Below are 18,733 nucleotides of genomic sequence, written 5' to 3' on the forward strand. Positions count from 1 at the left end.
TTTAAGAAACAAACCACTCGTATCTTTGTTAGTATAATTTAATCAAAATAAAAAAAACGATGAAAGCAATAGGATTCAAATCATCATTACCTATAGAAGAAAAAGACAGTTTTATTGAATTTGAAACTGCAAAACCAATACCCGGAGCGCACGATTTATTAGTAAAAATTGATGCCATTTCAGTAAATCCGGTTGATTTTAAAATTCGCCAGAGCAGTGCAAAAGATACAGTTATGGAAAATCCAAAAATCATTGGATGGGATGCTGTAGGAATTGTGCAGGCAGTTGGAGAAAAAGTAACATTGTTTGAAGTTGGCGATCCGGTTTATTATGCCGGAGATTTGACCAAACAAGGAAGCAATGCCGAATTTCAAATTATTGATGAAAGAATTGTAGGCAATAAACCAACATCCTTAACCAATGCAGAGGCTGCGGCAATTCCGCTGACAGGATTAACAGCCTGGGAAATTTTGTTTGACAGAATCAGAATTAATCCCGAAAAAGACAAAGGAAAATCAATTTTAATCATCGGAGGTGCCGGAGGTGTTGGTTCCATCGCCATTCAGCTATCAAAGAAAATCGCAGGTTTAACTGTTATTGCGACAGCTTCGAGACCAGAAACGATTGAATGGTGCAAAAAACAAGGTGCCGATTTTGTAGTCGATCATAAAAATTTAGTTACTTCGGTTCGAGAAGCTGGTTTTGAGCACGTAGATTTTATTTTGGATTTTGTTGACACGAATGCATATTGGGACATTATGGCTGAATTGATTAAGCCTCAGGGACATATTGCATCGATTACCGGAAGTGCAGAACCTGTTGTTTTAAACAAATTGAAAAGTAAAAGTGTTTCATTTTCATGGGAATTGATGTATACGCGTTCGATGTTTCAAACCGAAGATATGATCGAACAGCATCATATTTTAAATAAAATTGCCGATTTATTAGACGAGGGTGTTTTAAAAACAACTTTAAAAGAAACCTACAAAGGACTTACGGCTGAAAATCTTAAAAAAGCACACGAGCTTTTAGAATCAGGAAAAACGATTGGTAAAATTGCGATTAAGTTTTAAAAACAGCTTTATTTAATGTTTGAAGGTTAGCTTTGTCAAAGTTTTAAACTTTGACAAAGCTTTTTTGCGTTAAAGCTACTTAGAGCTTTAAGTATCGAAAGAACTCTTTCTCAGCAAAGAAAACCTATGTTTCTATGTGTTTAAAATTAATTGCATGCCAAAAGTTATAATAGTATTTTTGCGACCGAATGCCAAAACCTATTACATGCGATTTTTACTTTTCTTTTCTATATTTATTCTTTCTTTTTCTGCACAATCACAAACAATTTCAGGAATTATAAAAGATGGAAGCGGAAAACCATTATCAGATGTTTTGATTCGGGATTTGATTTCGAAAACCCACGCTCACAGTGATATAAATGGAAAATTTATTTTAGAAGAAACTAAAATCGACGACAGTCTTCAAATATCCAAAGAGGGATTTATTACTCAGAAAATAAAACTTTTTTCTACTGATTTTCTTTCGATTCAATTAGAAGAAAAACCTTTTTTACTGGAAGAAGTTACAATTACAAACAACCTGAAATATCTAAATACGATTTCAAAAATAGATTTAGAAATCCAGCCCATATCAAATTCTCAGGATCTACTGCGTAAAGTTCCGGGGCTTTTTATTGGCCAGCATGCGGGCGGGGGAAAGGCAGAACAGATTTTCCTGAGAGGTTTTGACTGTGATCACGGAACGGATATTAATGTTACGGTTGATGGAATGCCGGTTAATATGGTTTCGCATGCACACGGACAAGGTTATGCCGATCTTCATTTTGTAATTCCGGAAACGGTTGATAATATAGATTTTGATAAAGGTTCATATTTTGTTGATAAAGGCGATTTTACAACCGCAGGATTTGTGGGTTTTAATACCAAAAATGCTTTGCAAAATAGTTCCTTGTCTTTTGAAGGCGGGCAATTTGATACTTTTCGTACCGTGGCTTTGTTTAATTTACTGAACAAAGAAAATCAGTCAGCATATTTTGCAGGAGAATATATGATGACCGATGGTTATTTTGATGCACCGCAAAACTTTAACCGAATTAATTTGTTTGGAAAATATTCGGCTAAAATGAATAATGGTGATAAACTGGCGATTTTGGTTTCGCATTTTAAAAGTGAGTGGGATGCCAGCGGACAAATTCCGGATCGTGCTGTAAATGACGGAACAATTTCGCATTACGGCGCAATCGATCCAAACGAAGGCGGAAATACAGGAAGAACGAATTTTAACTTGCAATATTACGCCAAAATCGATGAAAACACGCATATTAAAAACAATGCTTATTTGAGCAAATATGATTTTGAATTGTATTCTAATTTTACATTTTTTCTAAATGATCCTGTAAACGGAGATCAAATTAAACAAAAAGAAAATAGAACGATTGTAGGTTTTCAATCCGAATATAACGAGAGATTTAGCGACAAATGGCTTTTTAAACTTGGCGCAGGATTGCGAAACGATAATAATAAAGACGTTGAACTTTCGCATACATTAAATAGAAAAACGGTTTTAGACTATTTAAGTTTAGGAAACATTAACCAAACAAATCTATTTGCTTATACCAGTTTTGATTTTACTTCTGGAAAATGGCTTATTAATTCCGGTATGCGTCTGGATTATTTTAAGTTTGGATACGAAGATCAGCTGGCTGCGGTTTATACCAATCAAACCCAGACAAAAGCTATTATAAGCCCTAAACTGAATTTTCTGTATACACAAAATGACAACTTACAATATTTCTTAAAACTAGGAAAAGGATTCCACAGCAATGATACGCGCGTTGTGGCAGCGCAAAAAGGAGAAAAAATCCTTCCTGAAACTTACGGCGCCGATTTAGGAATTAACTGGAAACCGTTTCCACGAATGATCGTAAACTGTGCAGTGTGGTATTTGTATTTGGCGCAGGAATTTGTATATGTAGGAGATGAAGCGATTGTAGAGCCAGGCGGAAAAACAGAACGAAAAGGTTTTGATTTTGGTTTTAGATATCAGTTGACCAACTGGTTATTCTGGAATACCGATTATACGTATACACACGCAAGATCAATCGACGAGCCAAAAGGAAATGATTATTTACCGCTGGCTCCGGTTCATACCTTAATGAACGGATTTTCTGTAAAAGATTTAAAAGGATTTTCAGGAAGTTTGAGAACGAGATTTTTGGGCGATCGACCGGCTAATGAAGATAATTCAGTTGTGGCAAAAGGATATTGCATCACTGATTTTTCTGTGAACTATCAAATTAAGAAAGTTTCTATTGGCGTAAACATCGACAATATTTTTAATACAAAATGGAAAGAAACTCAATTCCTGACAGAATCCCGTTTGGCAAACGAAGCTGATCCTGTAGAGGAAATTCATTTTACGGCAGGAACACCGTTTAATGCCAGATTGATTTTGAAATACAGCTGGTAGGATCTATATTGCTTAGGAACATCCCGTTGGTAGAAAAAATTTTTAAGCAGAATTCTGTAAGTCTTCCCTTAAATTGTATAAATTTTTTGAGTTTTTATTTTAGATATTTGGAGTTATAACCCAAATTAATTTAATAATAACTACTATGAAAAATTTAAGATACTTTTTGATTCTTTCGAGTGCATTATTTGCTTTTAGCTGTAATAACGATGATACGCCCGAAAATGGGGGCGGAACTGTAACCGATCCTGTTGAAACTAATCCTGCAAATACACAATACAAACCTGCTTTTTCCGGACAAACCAGGATTAAAGGTATGACTACTGATACTGAATTTAAAGCAGAAATTATTACATCAGCACTAACAAGTCCGTGGGGTGTAAAAGCACTTCCTGACGGCCGGCTTTTGGTAACTCAAAAAACTACCGGAACATTACGAATTGTAACAGCTGCCGGAGTTGTGAGTGCACCTATTACGGGATTACCAGCTGTAAATCCTGCAAATCAAGGTGGTTTATTAGGTTTATGTCTTGATCCTGATTTTGCGTCAAACAGAATGATTTACTGGGTATTTTCGGAAGCAGTAACAGGCGGAAATATTTCTTCTGTTGCTAAAGGAAGGTTATCAAACGATGAAAAGACTATCGAAAACGCAACCGTAATTTATCGTTCAAGTCCTGCAAATCCGAATGATTTACATTATGGAGGAAGAATTCTTTTTGATCAGACAGGAAATCTTATTGTTAGTACCGGAGAACGTTCTGTATTGCAAACCAGACCTTTGGCACAATCTTTAACGGCAAGTCTTGGTAAAGTTATAAGAATTACAAAAGACGGACAAGCTGCTCCCGGAAACCCAGCTTTTGCCGGAGCTAATGCTTTGCCAGAAATTTATACATACGGACATAGAAACCCCCAGGGGCTTGCTATGCATCCTGTTACGAAGGAAATTTGGCAAAGCGAACATGGACCAAGGGGAGGTGATGAAATTAACCGTTTAAAAGCCGGAGCAAATTATGGTTGGCCAACGATTACTTATGGAATTGAATATAGCGGACAGCCAATTGGTGATGCTATTCAGCAGAAAGAAGGAATGGAACAGCCGGTTTATTATTGGGATCCGGTTATTTCGCCAAGCGGAATGACTTTTTACACAGGAAATCGTGTTCCAGAATGGGAAAATAATCTTTTCATAGGTTCATTGAGCGTAACGCATATCGCAAGACTTGTTATCAAAGATAATAAAGTAGTGGGTGAAGAAAGATTACTGGCAGGCGAAGGTCAGCGTTTTAGAGATATTACGCAAGGTGATGACGGCGCTTTGTATGCCGTTACAGATCAGGGAAGACTTTATAAAATCGATAAGAAATAATTATTAATTGTGGATTGTGAATTGTGAATTCTTCATTTTAAAAAACGGTGCTTTGGTGCCGTTTTTTTTTGGTCGTTATTTTGTAAAACATTTTGGTGAATGTTATAAAATAAAATCAGTGTTTGTGATTTAATTTTAATATCTAAATCAAATAGTTATGAGATCAATATGGACAGGTTCGGTGAGTTTTGGATTGATAAATATTCCAATAAAAATGTTTTCGGCGGTTCAGGAAAGCAGTCTGGATATGGATATGCTCGACAAAAAAGACCTCGCTAATATCAAATTCAAACGTGTTAACGAAGATACAGGCAAAGAAGTCGATTTTGCCAACATTGTAAAAGGCTACAAAATCGAAGATAAATATGTAATATTAGAGGATTCTGATTTTGAAGCTGCTGACGCTGTAAAAACTAAAACTATCGATATTGAGAGTTTTGTTCTCGAAAAAGAAATTCAGAGCATTTATTATGAACAGCCATATTATCTGGAGCCGGACAAAGGTGCAATGAATGCCTACGGCTTGCTTCGAGATGCACTTCAGGCTTCTGGAAAAGTAGGAGTGACGCGTTTTGTTTTAAGAAATAAAGAAAGTCTGGCTATCCTAAAACCATATAAAAATGTTATTGTTTTAAACCGAATCCGTTTTGAACAGGAAATAAGGTCAACTGACGAACTAAAATTGCCGCCAGTTTCTAAAAAAGCCACAAAAGAAATGGATATGGCTGAAAAACTTATCGACCAGCTTACTGAGAAATTTGATATTACTGGTTTTAAAGACGAATATACCGCTAAACTTTTAGACATTATTAAAAAGAAAGCCAAAGGAAAAGTGGCCAAAGCGCCAAAAATGAAAGTGGTGCACAGCAAACAAAGCGACGATTTAATGTCAATGCTAAAAGCGAGTTTAGAAAACAAAAAGAAAAAATCTTCTTAGAGTTTTACTCGCTTTGATTTTCTTCTAATTTCTTGATAATCTTTTTAATATTGGCACCTTTTGATAAAACAGGTTCCCACAAATCTCCTTTTTTTTCAAAACGCTTCAATACATTTTTTATAGTAAATTGCGATGGATGTAATTTATTATTTACTTCGCTCCATTCTAAAGGTGTAGAAACTGTTGCGCCTGGTTTTGGTCGTGCAGAATAAGGCGCAGCTAAAGTCTGTCCGCGTCGGTTTTGCAGATAATCGATATACAATTTATTATTTCTTTTCTTGATGCTTCGTTCAATTGTAGTAGTATCCGGAAGTCTTGTCTGAACTTCTTTAGCAATCAATTCTCCTAAAATTTTAATCGAATCGTAATCGTACTGCGCACCAAGCGGAATATAGATGTGAAGTCCCGTAGCACCCGACGTTTTACACAAACATTCGGTTTCTAATTCATCCATAACTTGTTTTACAACCTGAGCTGTTTCGACAACAATATGAAAATCATCTTCTTTTGCAGGATCTAAATCCATTACAAGCCAGTCAGGATTGTGAATATTTTTTATAGTCGAATTCCACGGATTTATTTCTATACAGCCCAAATTGGCCATATATAGCAGTGTCTCTTTATCATTACAAATAAGGTAATCGATGTTTTCCTCGTTTGAATCTGAAAATATCTTTTTTGTTTTGAGCCATTTAGGCGTTTTGTCGAGATCAATATCTTTTTGATAAAAACTAGGAGCGTCAATTCCGTTAGGAAAACGGTTCATAGATTCCGGACGATCTTTTAAATACGGAAGAATAAGTGATGAAACTTCACTGTAATACTGAATAATGTCTCCTTTTGTAATGCCTTCACCAGGAAAATATATTTTGTTCTGATTCGTTAAATGCAAAGTCGTTTTTCCAACTTTTAAATCGTAATCATTTTCGGTTTTTGTTTCTTTTAAAGTTTCCATGTTATTTTGATTGAGATTGTTTACGTCACTGTTATTTTTATTTTCATTTTTAGTGTCATTGAAAACAACTTCACTGGCTTTTTTGTCTATCCTTAATCCCAGATAAACCGGATGTCTTAAATTTTTATCCTGCGTCCATTCTGAATATTTTACCTGGCAGACGATTTTAGGTTTAACCCATTGAATTTTATCTCGTAACGGTACCTTTTTACTAAGCGGAGATTTATCCAAAAAAAGTGGTTTAAGTTTTGTGTAAAGCTCTTTTAAAACTGATTCAGTAAAACCAGTTCCGCATTTTCCAATATATTGCAGTTCTTGTCCGTTATATTGACCAAGAAGGATAGCACCAAAGTATTTACGGGAATTTTTAGGTTCAGTTATTCCTATAATTATGGCTTCTTCTTCATTAGAAAGTTTAATTTTCAACCAGTTATTACTTCTGCCTGCCACAGTATAAGAGCTGTTTGCTTTTTTTGCAATGATTCCTTCACCACTGTTTTTTCTTGCTTTTTCAAATTGCTCAATTCCATTTCCAACAGAATGTTCAGAATAGAAAATATTCGTAAACTGATATTTATTAAACAAGATTTTCAAAAGTTCCTTTCTTTCCAGCAAAGACAATTCCGTAATTAGATTTCCGTCCAAATTCAATAAATCAAAAACATAATATTTAAGATTTCCTATTCCAGTTTTAAGATAATTTTGCAGCATTTGAAAATCGGCACGTCCGGCATCATTTTCTACAACAACTTCCCCGTCAAGAACTACGGCGTGATCTATTTTTGCTAATTCCTCAGCGATAGGCTTAAAGCTGGCATTAAAAGAAATTCGGTTTCTGCTGAATAATTCAACTTCACTCGGATTTATTACTGCAATAGTGCGATAACCGTCATATTTGTTTTCAAAGACCCACTCTTCGTCATCAAAGGGTTTTTCTATCGTGCTGGCCAGCATTGGTTTTATAAAATCTGTTTTTGTAGTTTTAGCCTTAGGCTTTTTTTTTACGGTTTTAAGAGTTTCTTTTTCTTCTTTTTTAGAAATTATTTTTTCAGCTTTGGCTTCTAATTCTTCTAAACTTCTTTTAGAAATAACTGATTTATTTTTTTCTAAAATATCAGAATCTGTTGCATATTTGTCTTGTTTTTTTATCAAAAGCCAGGCATTTTCCTGTTTTCCATGCAGTTTTACAAGAGAAAATTCGCCTTTAAGTTTTTTTCCTTTCAAAATAAAACTCAAACGTCCTTTTTTAAGATCAGCCGCTAATTTCTTTTCGTCAGATTCTGTTTTTTCATCAGAAGTATACGTTCCGTTATCCCAGACAATGACATTTCCCGCACCGTAATTTCCTTCGGGAATTGTTCCTTCAAAATCTTTATAACTGTAAGGATGATCTTCGACCATCATCGCCAGACGTTTTACTTCCGGATCCATTGAAGGGCCTTTTGGAACCGCCCAGCTTTTTAAAACGCCGTTTATTTCAAGTCTGAAATCATAATGCAAATGAGACGCAGCATGTTTTTGAACTACAAAAATCAATTCGCTGGCAGATTTTCCAATTTTGCCTTGAGGTTCACGAGTTTGTTTAAAATCTCTTTTCTGATTGTATTTAGACAGTGACATAGGCTTTTGTTAGTATTAGAATCGTTAACGTAATAGAGTACATAGCTGTAGCTGTAATGGCAAAAATTACATGGGCAAAGAACAGCTGAATATAATAACCCTTAAAGTCAATTGGGGGTTGATGATGGGTCATTTTGAAAATAATTATCCAGCTGAAAATGCCAATTACACCGCTGACAGCCCCTAATATAAGCGCACTTAGCGGTGAAATTGGCAGCATACCTTTTGCCCAAATAATATGATATCCCAATACAAACAAAAATCCGATTACATAATGCAGTAACCAGCCCCAGTTTTTTTTTGATTGCGCTGAGAAATCTATTTTCATTTTATTAATTGCATAGCTTAAAAGAACAGGTTCCTTATACAATTCTCTAAAGGCATTTGACACGGCATAACTAAACCATGTCATAGCCGATGTAGCGACAATCGAAACTAAAAGTAATTGTATTATGATATAGAAAATCATATAAGAATCTTTATAATTAAACTTAAACCAAAGTTAGCTTACAAAGCTCTTTTGGGCTTATAATATTAAAATCGTTGCTTATATAATTATCAGTGATAAGTTAATTTAACTTTCTGATTTTTAGATCAAAAACTGGTTTCAAGTTATAACTTGAAACGTTTTTGTAAGAATTTAAGGTGCATTTAATTGTAAATTAGTTGTCCATAAAACCACCATACTATGAAAACAAATCTTTTTTTATTGTACTCATTTATCTTGTTTTTTACAGCCTGCAAAAAACAGGATAATACCATAAGTACTGATTCATCAGATACTTTTGTAGCAAAAGCTGACAGTTCAGCTTCTAAAAAATGGCCTTCTGCCCCGGTACCTAATACTATAATGACAGAAGCTTTTGTAAAAAACCTTACGACTTCTATTTATGGCTGGGCATGGCCAATGGTAAACATTCATAATAGAGTTGAATTGTTTAGAACCTTGAATGAACCAGTTTATGGTGAAGGAATTCTGCCTCTTGCGCCGCCAAATCACCTTTGTATGCTTAACGATTATATTCAGCCACAGGAAAGAGCAGTGGCTTGTCCTAATCAGGATGTAGTTTATGGTTTATCAGGTTTAGATTTAACAAAAGGTCCTGTAGTAGTACAAGTTCCTGATTTTGGAGATCGTTTTTGGGTTTATCAGATTTGTGATCAACGTACAAATGGATTTGCCAGTTTGGGTAAGATGTACGGAACAAAACCCGGATTTTATCTTCTGGCGCCAAAAGACTGGAATGGTGAAGTTCCAGATGGTATTATTTCAGTTTTTAGATGCCCAACAACTCTCGGAATTGTTATTCCGCGTGTATTTCAGAGTGACGATCCAAATGATAAAAAAGCTATACAACCATTAATTAATCAGATAGGATTATATCCTTTAAGCGATTATAATGGAAAAGTTAAAACGACAGACTGGAAAAAAACGAAATCAACTCCACCAGCGGCAAAAGGTGAAAAAGGAGAAACAAAATGGGTGAAACCAGAAATATTCGTCGATCAATTGGCTGATATTATAAAAGAAGTTCCTCCAATGTCCGGTGAAGAAGCCTTTTATGCACAAATCCAGGCATTGCTGGATGCTGTTAAAAAAGATCCAAAGCTAAAAGCGATTGTTACAAATGCTGCAATTGATGCAGAAAAAAATTATGTTACACCATTATTTCAATTTCAAAATGTAGGTTATCCAATACAATACAATTGGACAACACAGCGTAATGGAGCACAGTTTGGCTACGATTATTTAACCCGTCTTTCCTGCGCTAAGGCCAACATCTTTGTAAATAAACCTATTGAGACAAGATATTTTTATCAGGATCTGGATGAAAAGGGCATAAGATTAAGCGGTGCCAATAAGTATACCGTAACATTTGCCAGCGGAAAGCTTCCGCCTGTTAAGGGTTTTTGGTCGCTTACGTTATATAATGCTGAACATTTTTTTGCTCCTAATGAACTTAAGCGATACTCTCTAGGAACAAAAAATAAAAACTTAAAAAAGAATGCTGATGGCTCGCTTACGCTTTATGTACAGAATACTCCTCCATCTGAAGATAAAATAAGTAATTGGCTGCCAGCACCAAAAGAAATATTTTCATTATATATAAGATGTTATTGGCCCGAAGAAACTGTTTTAAACGACAGTTGGAATCCGCCTGCAGTAGTGAAGATTTAATTTATGCTGAATAATAAGAAGAATAAATGAGATGTAATTTAACTGACTTTCTTATGAAAAAAACTAAATCACTATTAGCACAAGTATTTATGATACTTTGTTTGTCTCAATCATATTTTATTGATGCACAGACAACTTCACCATTAGTTCAAAAATTATATAATGGAGGCTGGCCTTCAAAAGAAGAAGTTCAAAAAAACTATGATGAATTTTTAGAAAACGCAGCAATTCAGGCTTATATGCTTTCGCTTCCTGCCTTAAATGTTATAGGAATGAGAGATGGTTCTGAAGCTGCGTTTGGAAAAGGATATAATGTATTGCCTGTATGGAAGGACAGAATGAATGCTAAAACGATAGTTCCAACTCCCAATTGTGATGTTATTTATTCTATGAATTATTTAAATTTAAAAGAAACCGGGCCGCTTGTTATAAACGCACCGGGGGGAGTAATAGGAATGTTTACCGATTTTTTTCAGCGTACTCTGACAGATGTTGGTGCTGCGGGACCTGATAGAAATGCAGGAGGGCTTTATTTACTGGTTCCTCCTGATTACGATGGACCTGTTCCGGGTGGTTATTTCACTTTTCGTTCCAATACCTATAATGTTTTTTTATTTTTTCGTACTGTACTTAGCGCAGGACCCAATGGACCTGATGTAACAAAAGCTGTGCAAACAGCAGAATTAACACGTATTTATCCTTTAGGCAGTCGTGAAGTTGACAGACCAGCTATGAAATTTGTTAATGCCTCTCCAACAAGAGTAAATATGATGTATCCAACAGATTTTACGTATTGGGAAAAACTTAAAGAGTTTATAGATTTTGAGCCCGTAGGATGTCTCGATCCTTTATCAAGAGGTGTGCTTGCTTCTATTGGCATTGTTAAAGGAAAACCATTTAAACCTAATGATCATGAACGTAAGATTTTGACTGATGCAGTAGAAAAAGCTGAGAAAATGATTTACGCATTAAGACTTAATTCAAGCGGACTTCCTATGAATTCCTATTATAATGATCGAAAATATTTAAATGTATGGGGTGGAGTTGATGCAGACTGGAATACACCATCTTATCTCTCTTATACAACACGTGCTGCTTATTTTCAGGTAGCTTATTCATCAGCTCCGGCTATGGTTGTCAATACTGTTGGTGCAGGCTCGAAATATCCAAATGCGATGGCAGATTCTAATGGAGAATTACTAAATGGAGGTAATAACTATAAACTGCATCTTCCGCCTAATATTCCGGCAAAACTTTATTGGGCAGTAACAGCTTATAATCCTATTGATGGGACAATGCCGGAAACCTCACAACCTTTTCCGTCAAGAAATCAATTTGATAAGGTTAAAACAAATTCCGATGGGTCGGTAGATTTATATTTTGGACCTTCCAAACCATCTGCAGCACCGCAGGAAAACTGGATACAAACTATCCCAAATCGTGCTTTACTGGTTGCTGTAAGATTATATGGAACCGGAATGGAATTTTACGATCAAACATGGAAACCAGATGATTTAGTAAAAATAAAATAGAAGGAAAGAGCATCGATTTTTTGAATTAAAACTCCGGCACTAAAAGAAGGAGAATGCACTAAACACTGTCAAACGGAGGCTGATTTGCTTATTTTAGAGCAAGCAGGCGCATTTAATGGAAAAGTAAAAAAGCTCAATTTAAATTGAGCTTTTTTGTAAAGAATTATTTTGACCTTTATATCTATTTGCAAGTCATTCACCTCATGACTCATGATTTATTTAATTGTAATTGTCATATTAGGAACGACGATATCACCATTAGCTCCTGTATAACGTTGTGCAAAAACTTCAATATAATCATTGTTGACTAATTCTGTAGTTGCATTTAAAGGCAGCACGACAATATCATTTGTTGCCTGACCTCTACCGTAAATTTTATATTGGCTTAAGACAGTACCATTTTTTGCGATATAGATGATGTAAGTTCCTGCAGCCGGAACCTGAAATGAAATTGAACCCGCTATTTGAAAGATTCTTTTCTTTTTGCCCACATATCTCAATCTGTTTACAGCATCTGTAGAAAATCTGAATAAATTTGAATAGGTTGTAGAAGGTGTACCTGAACCAACTTTTACTGTATTACTAGGGTTCAAATTGTTTGTAAAACTTACTCCCAATCCATTTCCTACAGGATAATCCATCGAAAAATCAGCTGCTGCATTTGCATCAGTTTCTGTGGGAATTCCTGCAGCTCTCACATTCCAGCTGTTATTGAAGTTATATCCGGTATAGGATCCTGTTGTGTAACCTTTTACATATCCTGCAGTGTTTGTTCCTGTAAATACAACAGATTCTAATACAGCATCTCCGGTAATTGTTAGTCCGCTTGTTGAAACATCAAATCCAATTGCAGTTCCGTCAACCTGACTGAAACCACCTTGTTTTTCTACCAATGTAAATGTTCCGGTAAGTTTTTCGTAAGTTCCGCCATTATTATTAAACCAACCCATATTACTTAATAAAAGCTGGCTGATATTGTTATAGGTTATTCCGTTTGTATTTCCCGTAAAATTGATAATACTCAAAAACACTAGTCCAAAACCTGATATCGTACCAACATTAGCAGAATTGGCTACAATGCAGTCTCTAAAAATCAAGTTTTGAGTTGCAGATCCATTTAAATTAAAAACATTTCCCGTAGCGGCTCTAATGGTTAAACTTCGTATGCTTCCGCCGGTAGCTCCTTCAAATATATTACCGCTTGTTCTTAGTATCACATCATCGTTTGAATCTAGACCATGGACGTAAGCATTATTTAAATCGATAGGAAAATTGAAGGTAACAGTACCGTTTATTTCATATAAGGTATTGGAGTTTAAAAGATATTTTGCTCCGCCGCCCGCCGCCAGTTCGGCAGCCAGAACTGTTGCTAAATTATCAGTCGATCGGATACGTTTAAAATTTAATCGCGGACTTATACCACTGCTGACAACCAGCCATGAAGAAGAACCCGAAGAGTAATAATAAAAAGCTTTTAAATCAGTATCATAAACAATTAATCCATCAGCTGGAGTGGCTATCGCATTTCTTTGGGCAGTGGTCATTCTCGGGGTCAGCATTCCCTGAGTTGTTGATGTTATATCTAATACAGAACTTGCATTAGGAGTGACAGTTCCAATCCCAATTTGTGCATTTCCAATGAATGATAAAAATAAAAAAAACAGTATTATGAATATTTTATTATTTTTTAGGGCAGTTTTAGGTATCATAATGTTGGGTTTTAGTTGTTTGATAGAAGTAAGGCTTTATTTTTTTAATCTATTTACCAGTATTAGAAACTATTACTTTTTGAGTTATTTTTTCATTATCGACTGTTAGGAATGATGCAATATAAACTCCTGAACTTAAGCCTGCCGTAGAGAAATTATAGGATTGTTCAGCACCTAAATTGTCTCTAAAACGTACTTTTCTTCCCAAAATATCATAAAGAGAAAATGATTTTAACTGAATTGCATTGGGATTTGAAGCTTTTAATAATTGATTTGCATTGTCCTGACTTATAAAGAAATTGGTTTTTGTTTCTTCATTTGTTCCAAGCGTTTTATTTGTAAAAGCAATTTTAAACCTTTGTGTGTAAACTCCCGGTGTTATGGTAACTTCATAATTTCCATTTTTAATATCATGATAAGACAAATCCGATTCATCATAAATATAAACAGCCTGTGCAGGATCGAAGTTTATAACCTCCGGAATATAAAACTTAAGCGTCGTATTTTCGGCAGCTTTTACCGTAAGGGGAATTCTTTTGTTTACATCAAAATTTACACCTTGTATGATGTAGCTTTTTCCCTCTACAAAAAATGTGGCATCGCTGGGCAGGCTTCCGTCAATGTTTACGGCGTCAATTCCGGGATCGATACCATCTGTGGCTTCGGGTAAAAAAGCAAGTGCAAGCTGTCTTGTAAACTGGTCATTTATAATTGTATTTATTCGAATATGCGGAATATCGTTATTCTCATCTTCATTTTCTGTTTCCTCATTTTTAGCCGTAGTTTTAGGTCTGGCAGGTTTTTCAAATTGAGATAAACCAGCTCCTTCTTTATAAAATATTCTATAAGAATTTCTAAAAGACACTGTGCCATTTGAAGCACCTTTGATTATAAAACCCTGTCCGATAGGAGCATATTTTCTTTGTCGCATAAGACCAGACGAGGTTCCAACTGTATTTAACGAACCATCGCCTTTATAACTATTAAAAGTTGCCGGAACATAAATTCCGTTTGATCCTAAAGTACCCGGAGAATAAGTAGCATATCCACCTCTGTAAGCCGCAATTAAATGAGAATTTATTGTTTTGTCCTGTTCCCAGAAATAAGCAATTCCGGTACAGGCGCTGTTTAAAGGATCAAGCAAAAAAGCATTTAAGTGCATTGCTGATGGATAAGGATTTCCTGTTAAAGTTGATGCATTTGTTCCTACCGAAACTGTAATAGTTCCGTCATTTGGTTTTCCGCGAAAATCGTAACGCTGCGCACCAGTACCACCGGGATTATTAACTCCGGTTCCTTCTGGATCGACGGCATCGCTGCCGCTGGTTCCTTTCATTGTAAAACCTTCACCTGGGGCCAAACCGGTTGTACCCCCAACCTGAACCCATTGCGAATAATTATTAGCATTTGTGAGTTTGTAAATCCATCGCGAAGCAATTGCAAGCGGATTTGCAGTTCCGTCAAAACTTGACAGTGGAAGAATTACTGCAGGTGTTGAAGCTGTTGAGGTTGTAGGCCTGTTTAATAATGTAATCCCAAAATTTGTATTTCCCGCTCCTGCGCTTCCTGTACCAACAGGAGAACACCAATAATTGTAATCAAAATTATCCGAACTTCCTTCCTGATAAACTGATATTGTTCCCGTTCCGGAATTGGTAGAAGTGCCTGTTGTGCCTTGTACCAGCTGCGAAAGATTGCGTAAATAAAGATTTGAATTTGCTGCCAGATTAATATTCTGCTGTACAAACAAGACCTGATTTTTTACATAAACAGGTGTACTTGCACCAACGTAAATCTGCGAAAAACTTTGAAGAGAAATTATATAAATAAGAAAGGTAATTTTTTTCATAACTTTTCAAAATTAGATTGTACAGAATGCTCTAGTAATTTTTACGAAACCCTGACTTATAATTCTTTCCTGATGAGAATTTTCAATAATAAGTGCTGTTTTGGATTGCTTAATCAAAACACGATTAAGGAATAGCGAGGCTAAAAATCAAAAAATCTCACTCATTAAATTATATAATAAGTAAGATTTAAGAATTTTACTATACTCAAATGTAGAGTACAAATACCGGACTTTTTTACATTATTTTTGTAAGTAATTACATAATTACCATTTTAACATTATTTGTAAAATCTTTCAAAAATTAAAAAATTAGAGCACTTTTTTCATAATATTTGTTCTAAAAAGATTAGAATATCCCTTAGCAATTAATCTGGTTTCGGATTCATTCCAAATCTCACATTGTGCATTTACAAACTGTTTTCCTTTTTTAATAATTGATGTTTTTGCTATAATCGTTTCGCCGGAATGCGCAGGAGCAAAGTAATCCATGTTGAGGTTAATTGTTGTATAAAAATGCTCTTCATCAAGAGAAAATAACGTTGCACCAATGCAGTCGTCTACAATTGCAGCTGTAACACCTCCATGAAGTGATTTTATAGGATTTGTCATTTCATCGCGAATAAAATATTTAAAAGTTACTGTTCCGGGTTCGGCCGCAACAACTATTGGATTCATCCAAAGCATAAAAGGAGAAGGCGAAAGTGTAAATTCTCCGCCAATGTGATCTTGTAATACCTGTAAACGTGTTTTCATTTTGTCTAAGTTTAAAAATTATTAATTATACCAAACGGTATATTTTTATTTATAAAAAAAGCAATCATAAATATTGCTTTTATACTAAGTCTTCAATAATTTTAAAAAGCGAAACCATAATAGAAGATAAATCTTTTGCGCTTCCTGTAAGTTTACTAATCATCACAGCACCTTCAATGATGGCAATAATAGTTAAAGCTGTTTTTTCCGGATCAATATCATTAGCTTTAAATTCACCGGCAGCAATTCCCTGATTAATCAAATACATTAATTTTTCCTTCCAGTACAAAAGTGTTTTTTCGGCATATTTTTTAAGAATGGGATGTGTGTCGTCAGATTCGATTGCAGTGTTTAAAACCGGACAGCCGCCAATCGTTACTTCCAATTCTGAATAATTAGAATACAGTCTCGGATATACCAGAAGTTTTTCTTTAAAAGTTCTTTGTTTTTCGATTTCACGACTCAAAACATCATGAAGTTTTTTTACGTTAAACTTAAACGCTGCTACCGCAACTTCATCTTTATTTTCAAAATTACCATAAATACTTCCTTTGGTAAGGTTTGTTGCATTTGTAATATCACTCATCGAAGTGCCGCTGTAACCTTTTGTATTAAAGATTGGCGCTGTTTTTTCGATTATAAATTGTTTTGTTTTTTCGGCTTTTCTCATTTTTAAAATGATTTATAATACAAATATATACCAATCGGTATAATTTTGTATTTATTTTTAAAATTATTTTAGAATTCTCTCAAATGAAAATTTAGTAACTTAGTAACTGCTGATAAATGCAGATTTACAGTAAATTATTTATCAATATAAAATTATTCAAAAATGCCTTGGAATCCAGATATATACAACAATTTTAAAGATATTCGATATAAACCATTTTATGATTTAATTGAATTTATAGAGCCTGTAAACGGGATGAAAGCCATCGATTTAGGCTGCGGAACGGGAGAACAAACAGCAATTTTGGCCGATAAATTTAAAGAAGCCCATTTTCTTGGCGTAGATTCTTCTGACGAAATGCTGGAAAAATCGAAATCTTTTGAAATGGATAATCTGCAATTTCGTAAATCGACTACAGAAGAAACAATAGAATCTGGAGAAAAATGGGATTTAATTTTTAGTAATGCAGCTTTACAATGGTCAAACAATCATCATAAGTTATTTCCCAGTTTATTAAACTTGCTTAATAAGGGTGGACAATTTGCGGTACAAATGCCCGTTCAGCCAGATAATAAACTGAATAAAATCCTTATAGAATTGGTTGATGAAGAACCGTTTAAAACATATTTAAATGGTTTTAAAAGAGATTCTCCGGTTTTAAGTATCGATGAATATGCCCAAATACTTTTTGACGGAGGTCTTGAAAATATTGAAATACTGCAGAAAGTATATCCTATCATTGCAGACAATCACGATACACTTTATAATTTTATTTCAGGATCGGCTTTAATTCCTTATATCGAAAGACTTGAAGGAATACAGAAAGAACTTTTTATTAAAACTTATAAAGAAAGAATTGCACTGCATTTTCCTAAACTTCCGGCTATTTATTCTTTTAAAAGACTTTTGCTTTATGGGAAAAAAATTTGAAGTTTTAATTATGAGTAAAAAAAAAGCCTGTAGAATTCTACAGGCTCTGAATTAATAATAAACTAATTTATTCTTTATATAAAATAATAACTGCTTTATAACCAGTTCCAACATTCCATTGGCTGGCTTCTATCACTTTTCCGTTGTCATCATATACCTGAAATTCGGCAGTATTTGGTGATGCTGAACCTTCGTTCAAGGCTTCAAAATCGATTTTGTTCATACCTTTTACCAGATTTATTTTAAAGCCTTTAAATTCTCCAACCAAATTAACTTCTGGTTCAATAACTTTATCGTTATGATATACTCTGATTTTATCACCATCAACAAAAGCGGCGTCACGGTAACGAATGGTTGAAGTTGATGATTTGGTTACAAAACCTCCTAAATATTCATTTCGTCTATAAAAAATACCTTCTACATTTGCCTCTTGTTTGTAAAGCGTATTGTCTTTAAAAAGTTCTTTAGGATCTATTTTTAAAACAATTGGATCTTTTGCAAGTGTAGGTTCATCTGGCGGCGGAGTTTCCGTTGGCGGAATTACTTCTTTACTTTCCGGAGTTTTTGATTGAATAGGCTGATATTTTCCTTTCACTTCTTCCTGCGAATGAACGTGCAGGGAAGCGGCCATTATAATTAGAAACAATATTTTTTTCATTCTTATTTACTTTTTAAATTCTTAAATCAGCACTTAAAGTGAGCTGATAATCTCTATTTATAACATTTCATTATGCCATTTATTGC

The 18,733-nt window shown here is 34.7% G+C and carries 14 protein-coding genes; 7 read left to right on the plus strand and 7 right to left on the minus strand.

The features are described from left to right. The first annotated feature begins 59 nt into the window (after nucleotides 1-59). The 4 genes from BUC29_RS06285 (at nucleotide 60) to ku (ending at nucleotide 5,792) form a co-directional block, all read left to right on the plus strand. Entirely contained in the window at nucleotides 60-1,073 is a 1,014-nt protein-coding gene (locus BUC29_RS06285) for a zinc-binding alcohol dehydrogenase family protein (RefSeq protein WP_073414421.1), read from the plus strand. A gap of 205 nt (nucleotides 1,074-1,278) precedes the next feature. Further along, nucleotides 1,279-3,483 carry a TonB-dependent receptor gene (locus BUC29_RS06290; protein ID WP_073414423.1) on the plus strand — a complete coding sequence of 735 codons (2,205 nt, stop codon included), beginning with the start codon at nucleotides 1,279-1,281 and terminating at the stop codon, nucleotides 3,481-3,483. A 145-nt stretch (nucleotides 3,484-3,628) separates the two neighbouring features. Further along, on the plus strand, nucleotides 3,629-4,855 hold the full coding sequence (locus BUC29_RS06295) for a PQQ-dependent sugar dehydrogenase (RefSeq protein ID WP_073414425.1): 1,227 nt from the start codon (nucleotides 3,629-3,631) through the stop codon (nucleotides 4,853-4,855). A 157-nt stretch (nucleotides 4,856-5,012) separates the two neighbouring features. After that, nucleotides 5,013-5,792: a non-homologous end joining protein Ku gene (gene ku / locus BUC29_RS06300; protein ID WP_073414427.1), complete on the plus strand. Its 780-nt coding sequence runs from the start codon at nucleotides 5,013-5,015 to the stop codon at nucleotides 5,790-5,792. 4 nt (nucleotides 5,793-5,796) lie between these two features. Here the strand turns inward: ku and ligD are convergent, their stop codons facing one another. Together ligD and BUC29_RS06310 are read right to left on the minus strand one after the other, a co-directional pair. Beyond that, the gene (gene ligD / locus BUC29_RS06305) at nucleotides 5,797-8,367 is read right to left on the minus strand and encodes a DNA ligase D (protein WP_073414429.1); all 2,571 of its coding nucleotides are present in this window, start codon (nucleotides 8,365-8,367) and stop codon (nucleotides 5,797-5,799) included. Beyond that, the gene (locus BUC29_RS06310) at nucleotides 8,354-8,836 is read right to left on the minus strand and encodes a hypothetical protein (protein WP_073414431.1); all 483 of its coding nucleotides are present in this window, start codon (nucleotides 8,834-8,836) and stop codon (nucleotides 8,354-8,356) included. Before BUC29_RS06310 ends, ligD begins: the two co-directional genes overlap by 14 nt. A gap of 219 nt (nucleotides 8,837-9,055) precedes the next feature. Between BUC29_RS06310 and BUC29_RS06315 the strand changes: the two genes are divergently transcribed. Next, nucleotides 9,056-10,546, plus strand: coding sequence for a DUF1254 domain-containing protein (locus tag BUC29_RS06315; protein WP_073414432.1), 1,491 nt, complete (start codon nucleotides 9,056-9,058; stop codon nucleotides 10,544-10,546). 53 nt (nucleotides 10,547-10,599) lie between these two features. Further along, complete coding sequence (locus tag BUC29_RS06320; RefSeq protein WP_084538592.1) at nucleotides 10,600-12,078, plus strand: DUF1254 domain-containing protein; 1,479 nt, start codon at nucleotides 10,600-10,602, stop codon at nucleotides 12,076-12,078. Between the two features lie 215 nt (nucleotides 12,079-12,293). On the opposite strand, the gene BUC29_RS06325 is transcribed toward BUC29_RS06320, so the two are convergent. The 4 genes from BUC29_RS06325 to BUC29_RS06340 all read right to left on the minus strand — a co-directional run bounded on the left by BUC29_RS06325 (nucleotide 12,294) and on the right by BUC29_RS06340 (nucleotide 17,059). Further along, nucleotides 12,294-13,787, minus strand: coding sequence for a hypothetical protein (locus BUC29_RS06325; protein WP_073414436.1), 1,494 nt, complete (start codon nucleotides 13,785-13,787; stop codon nucleotides 12,294-12,296). Between the two features lie 49 nt (nucleotides 13,788-13,836). After that, nucleotides 13,837-15,636 (minus strand): T9SS type A sorting domain-containing protein, encoded by a 1,800-nt coding sequence (locus tag BUC29_RS06330; RefSeq protein WP_073414438.1) that lies wholly within the window; start codon nucleotides 15,634-15,636, stop codon nucleotides 13,837-13,839. Between the two features lie 309 nt (nucleotides 15,637-15,945). Next, on the minus strand, nucleotides 15,946-16,389 hold the full coding sequence (locus BUC29_RS06335) for a PaaI family thioesterase (protein WP_073414439.1): 444 nt from the start codon (nucleotides 16,387-16,389) through the stop codon (nucleotides 15,946-15,948). A gap of 79 nt (nucleotides 16,390-16,468) precedes the next feature. Beyond that, complete coding sequence (locus tag BUC29_RS06340; protein WP_073414441.1) at nucleotides 16,469-17,059, minus strand: TetR/AcrR family transcriptional regulator; 591 nt, start codon at nucleotides 17,057-17,059, stop codon at nucleotides 16,469-16,471. A gap of 162 nt (nucleotides 17,060-17,221) precedes the next feature. Here BUC29_RS06340 and BUC29_RS06345 point away from each other — a divergent pair, with 162 nt between their 5' ends. Beyond that, nucleotides 17,222-17,989, plus strand: a complete 768-nt coding sequence (locus BUC29_RS06345; RefSeq protein WP_073414443.1) for a methyltransferase domain-containing protein — start codon at nucleotides 17,222-17,224, stop codon at nucleotides 17,987-17,989. Between the two features lie 67 nt (nucleotides 17,990-18,056). On the opposite strand, the gene BUC29_RS06350 is transcribed toward BUC29_RS06345, so the two are convergent. Further along, entirely contained in the window at nucleotides 18,057-18,647 is a 591-nt protein-coding gene (locus BUC29_RS06350; RefSeq protein ID WP_073414445.1) for a hypothetical protein, read from the minus strand. Nucleotides 18,648-18,733: the final 86 nt, after the last annotated feature.

It is taken from the genome of Flavobacterium defluvii, assembly GCF_900129555.1.
Taxonomy (GTDB): Bacteria; Bacteroidota; Bacteroidia; order Flavobacteriales; family Flavobacteriaceae; genus Flavobacterium; species Flavobacterium defluvii.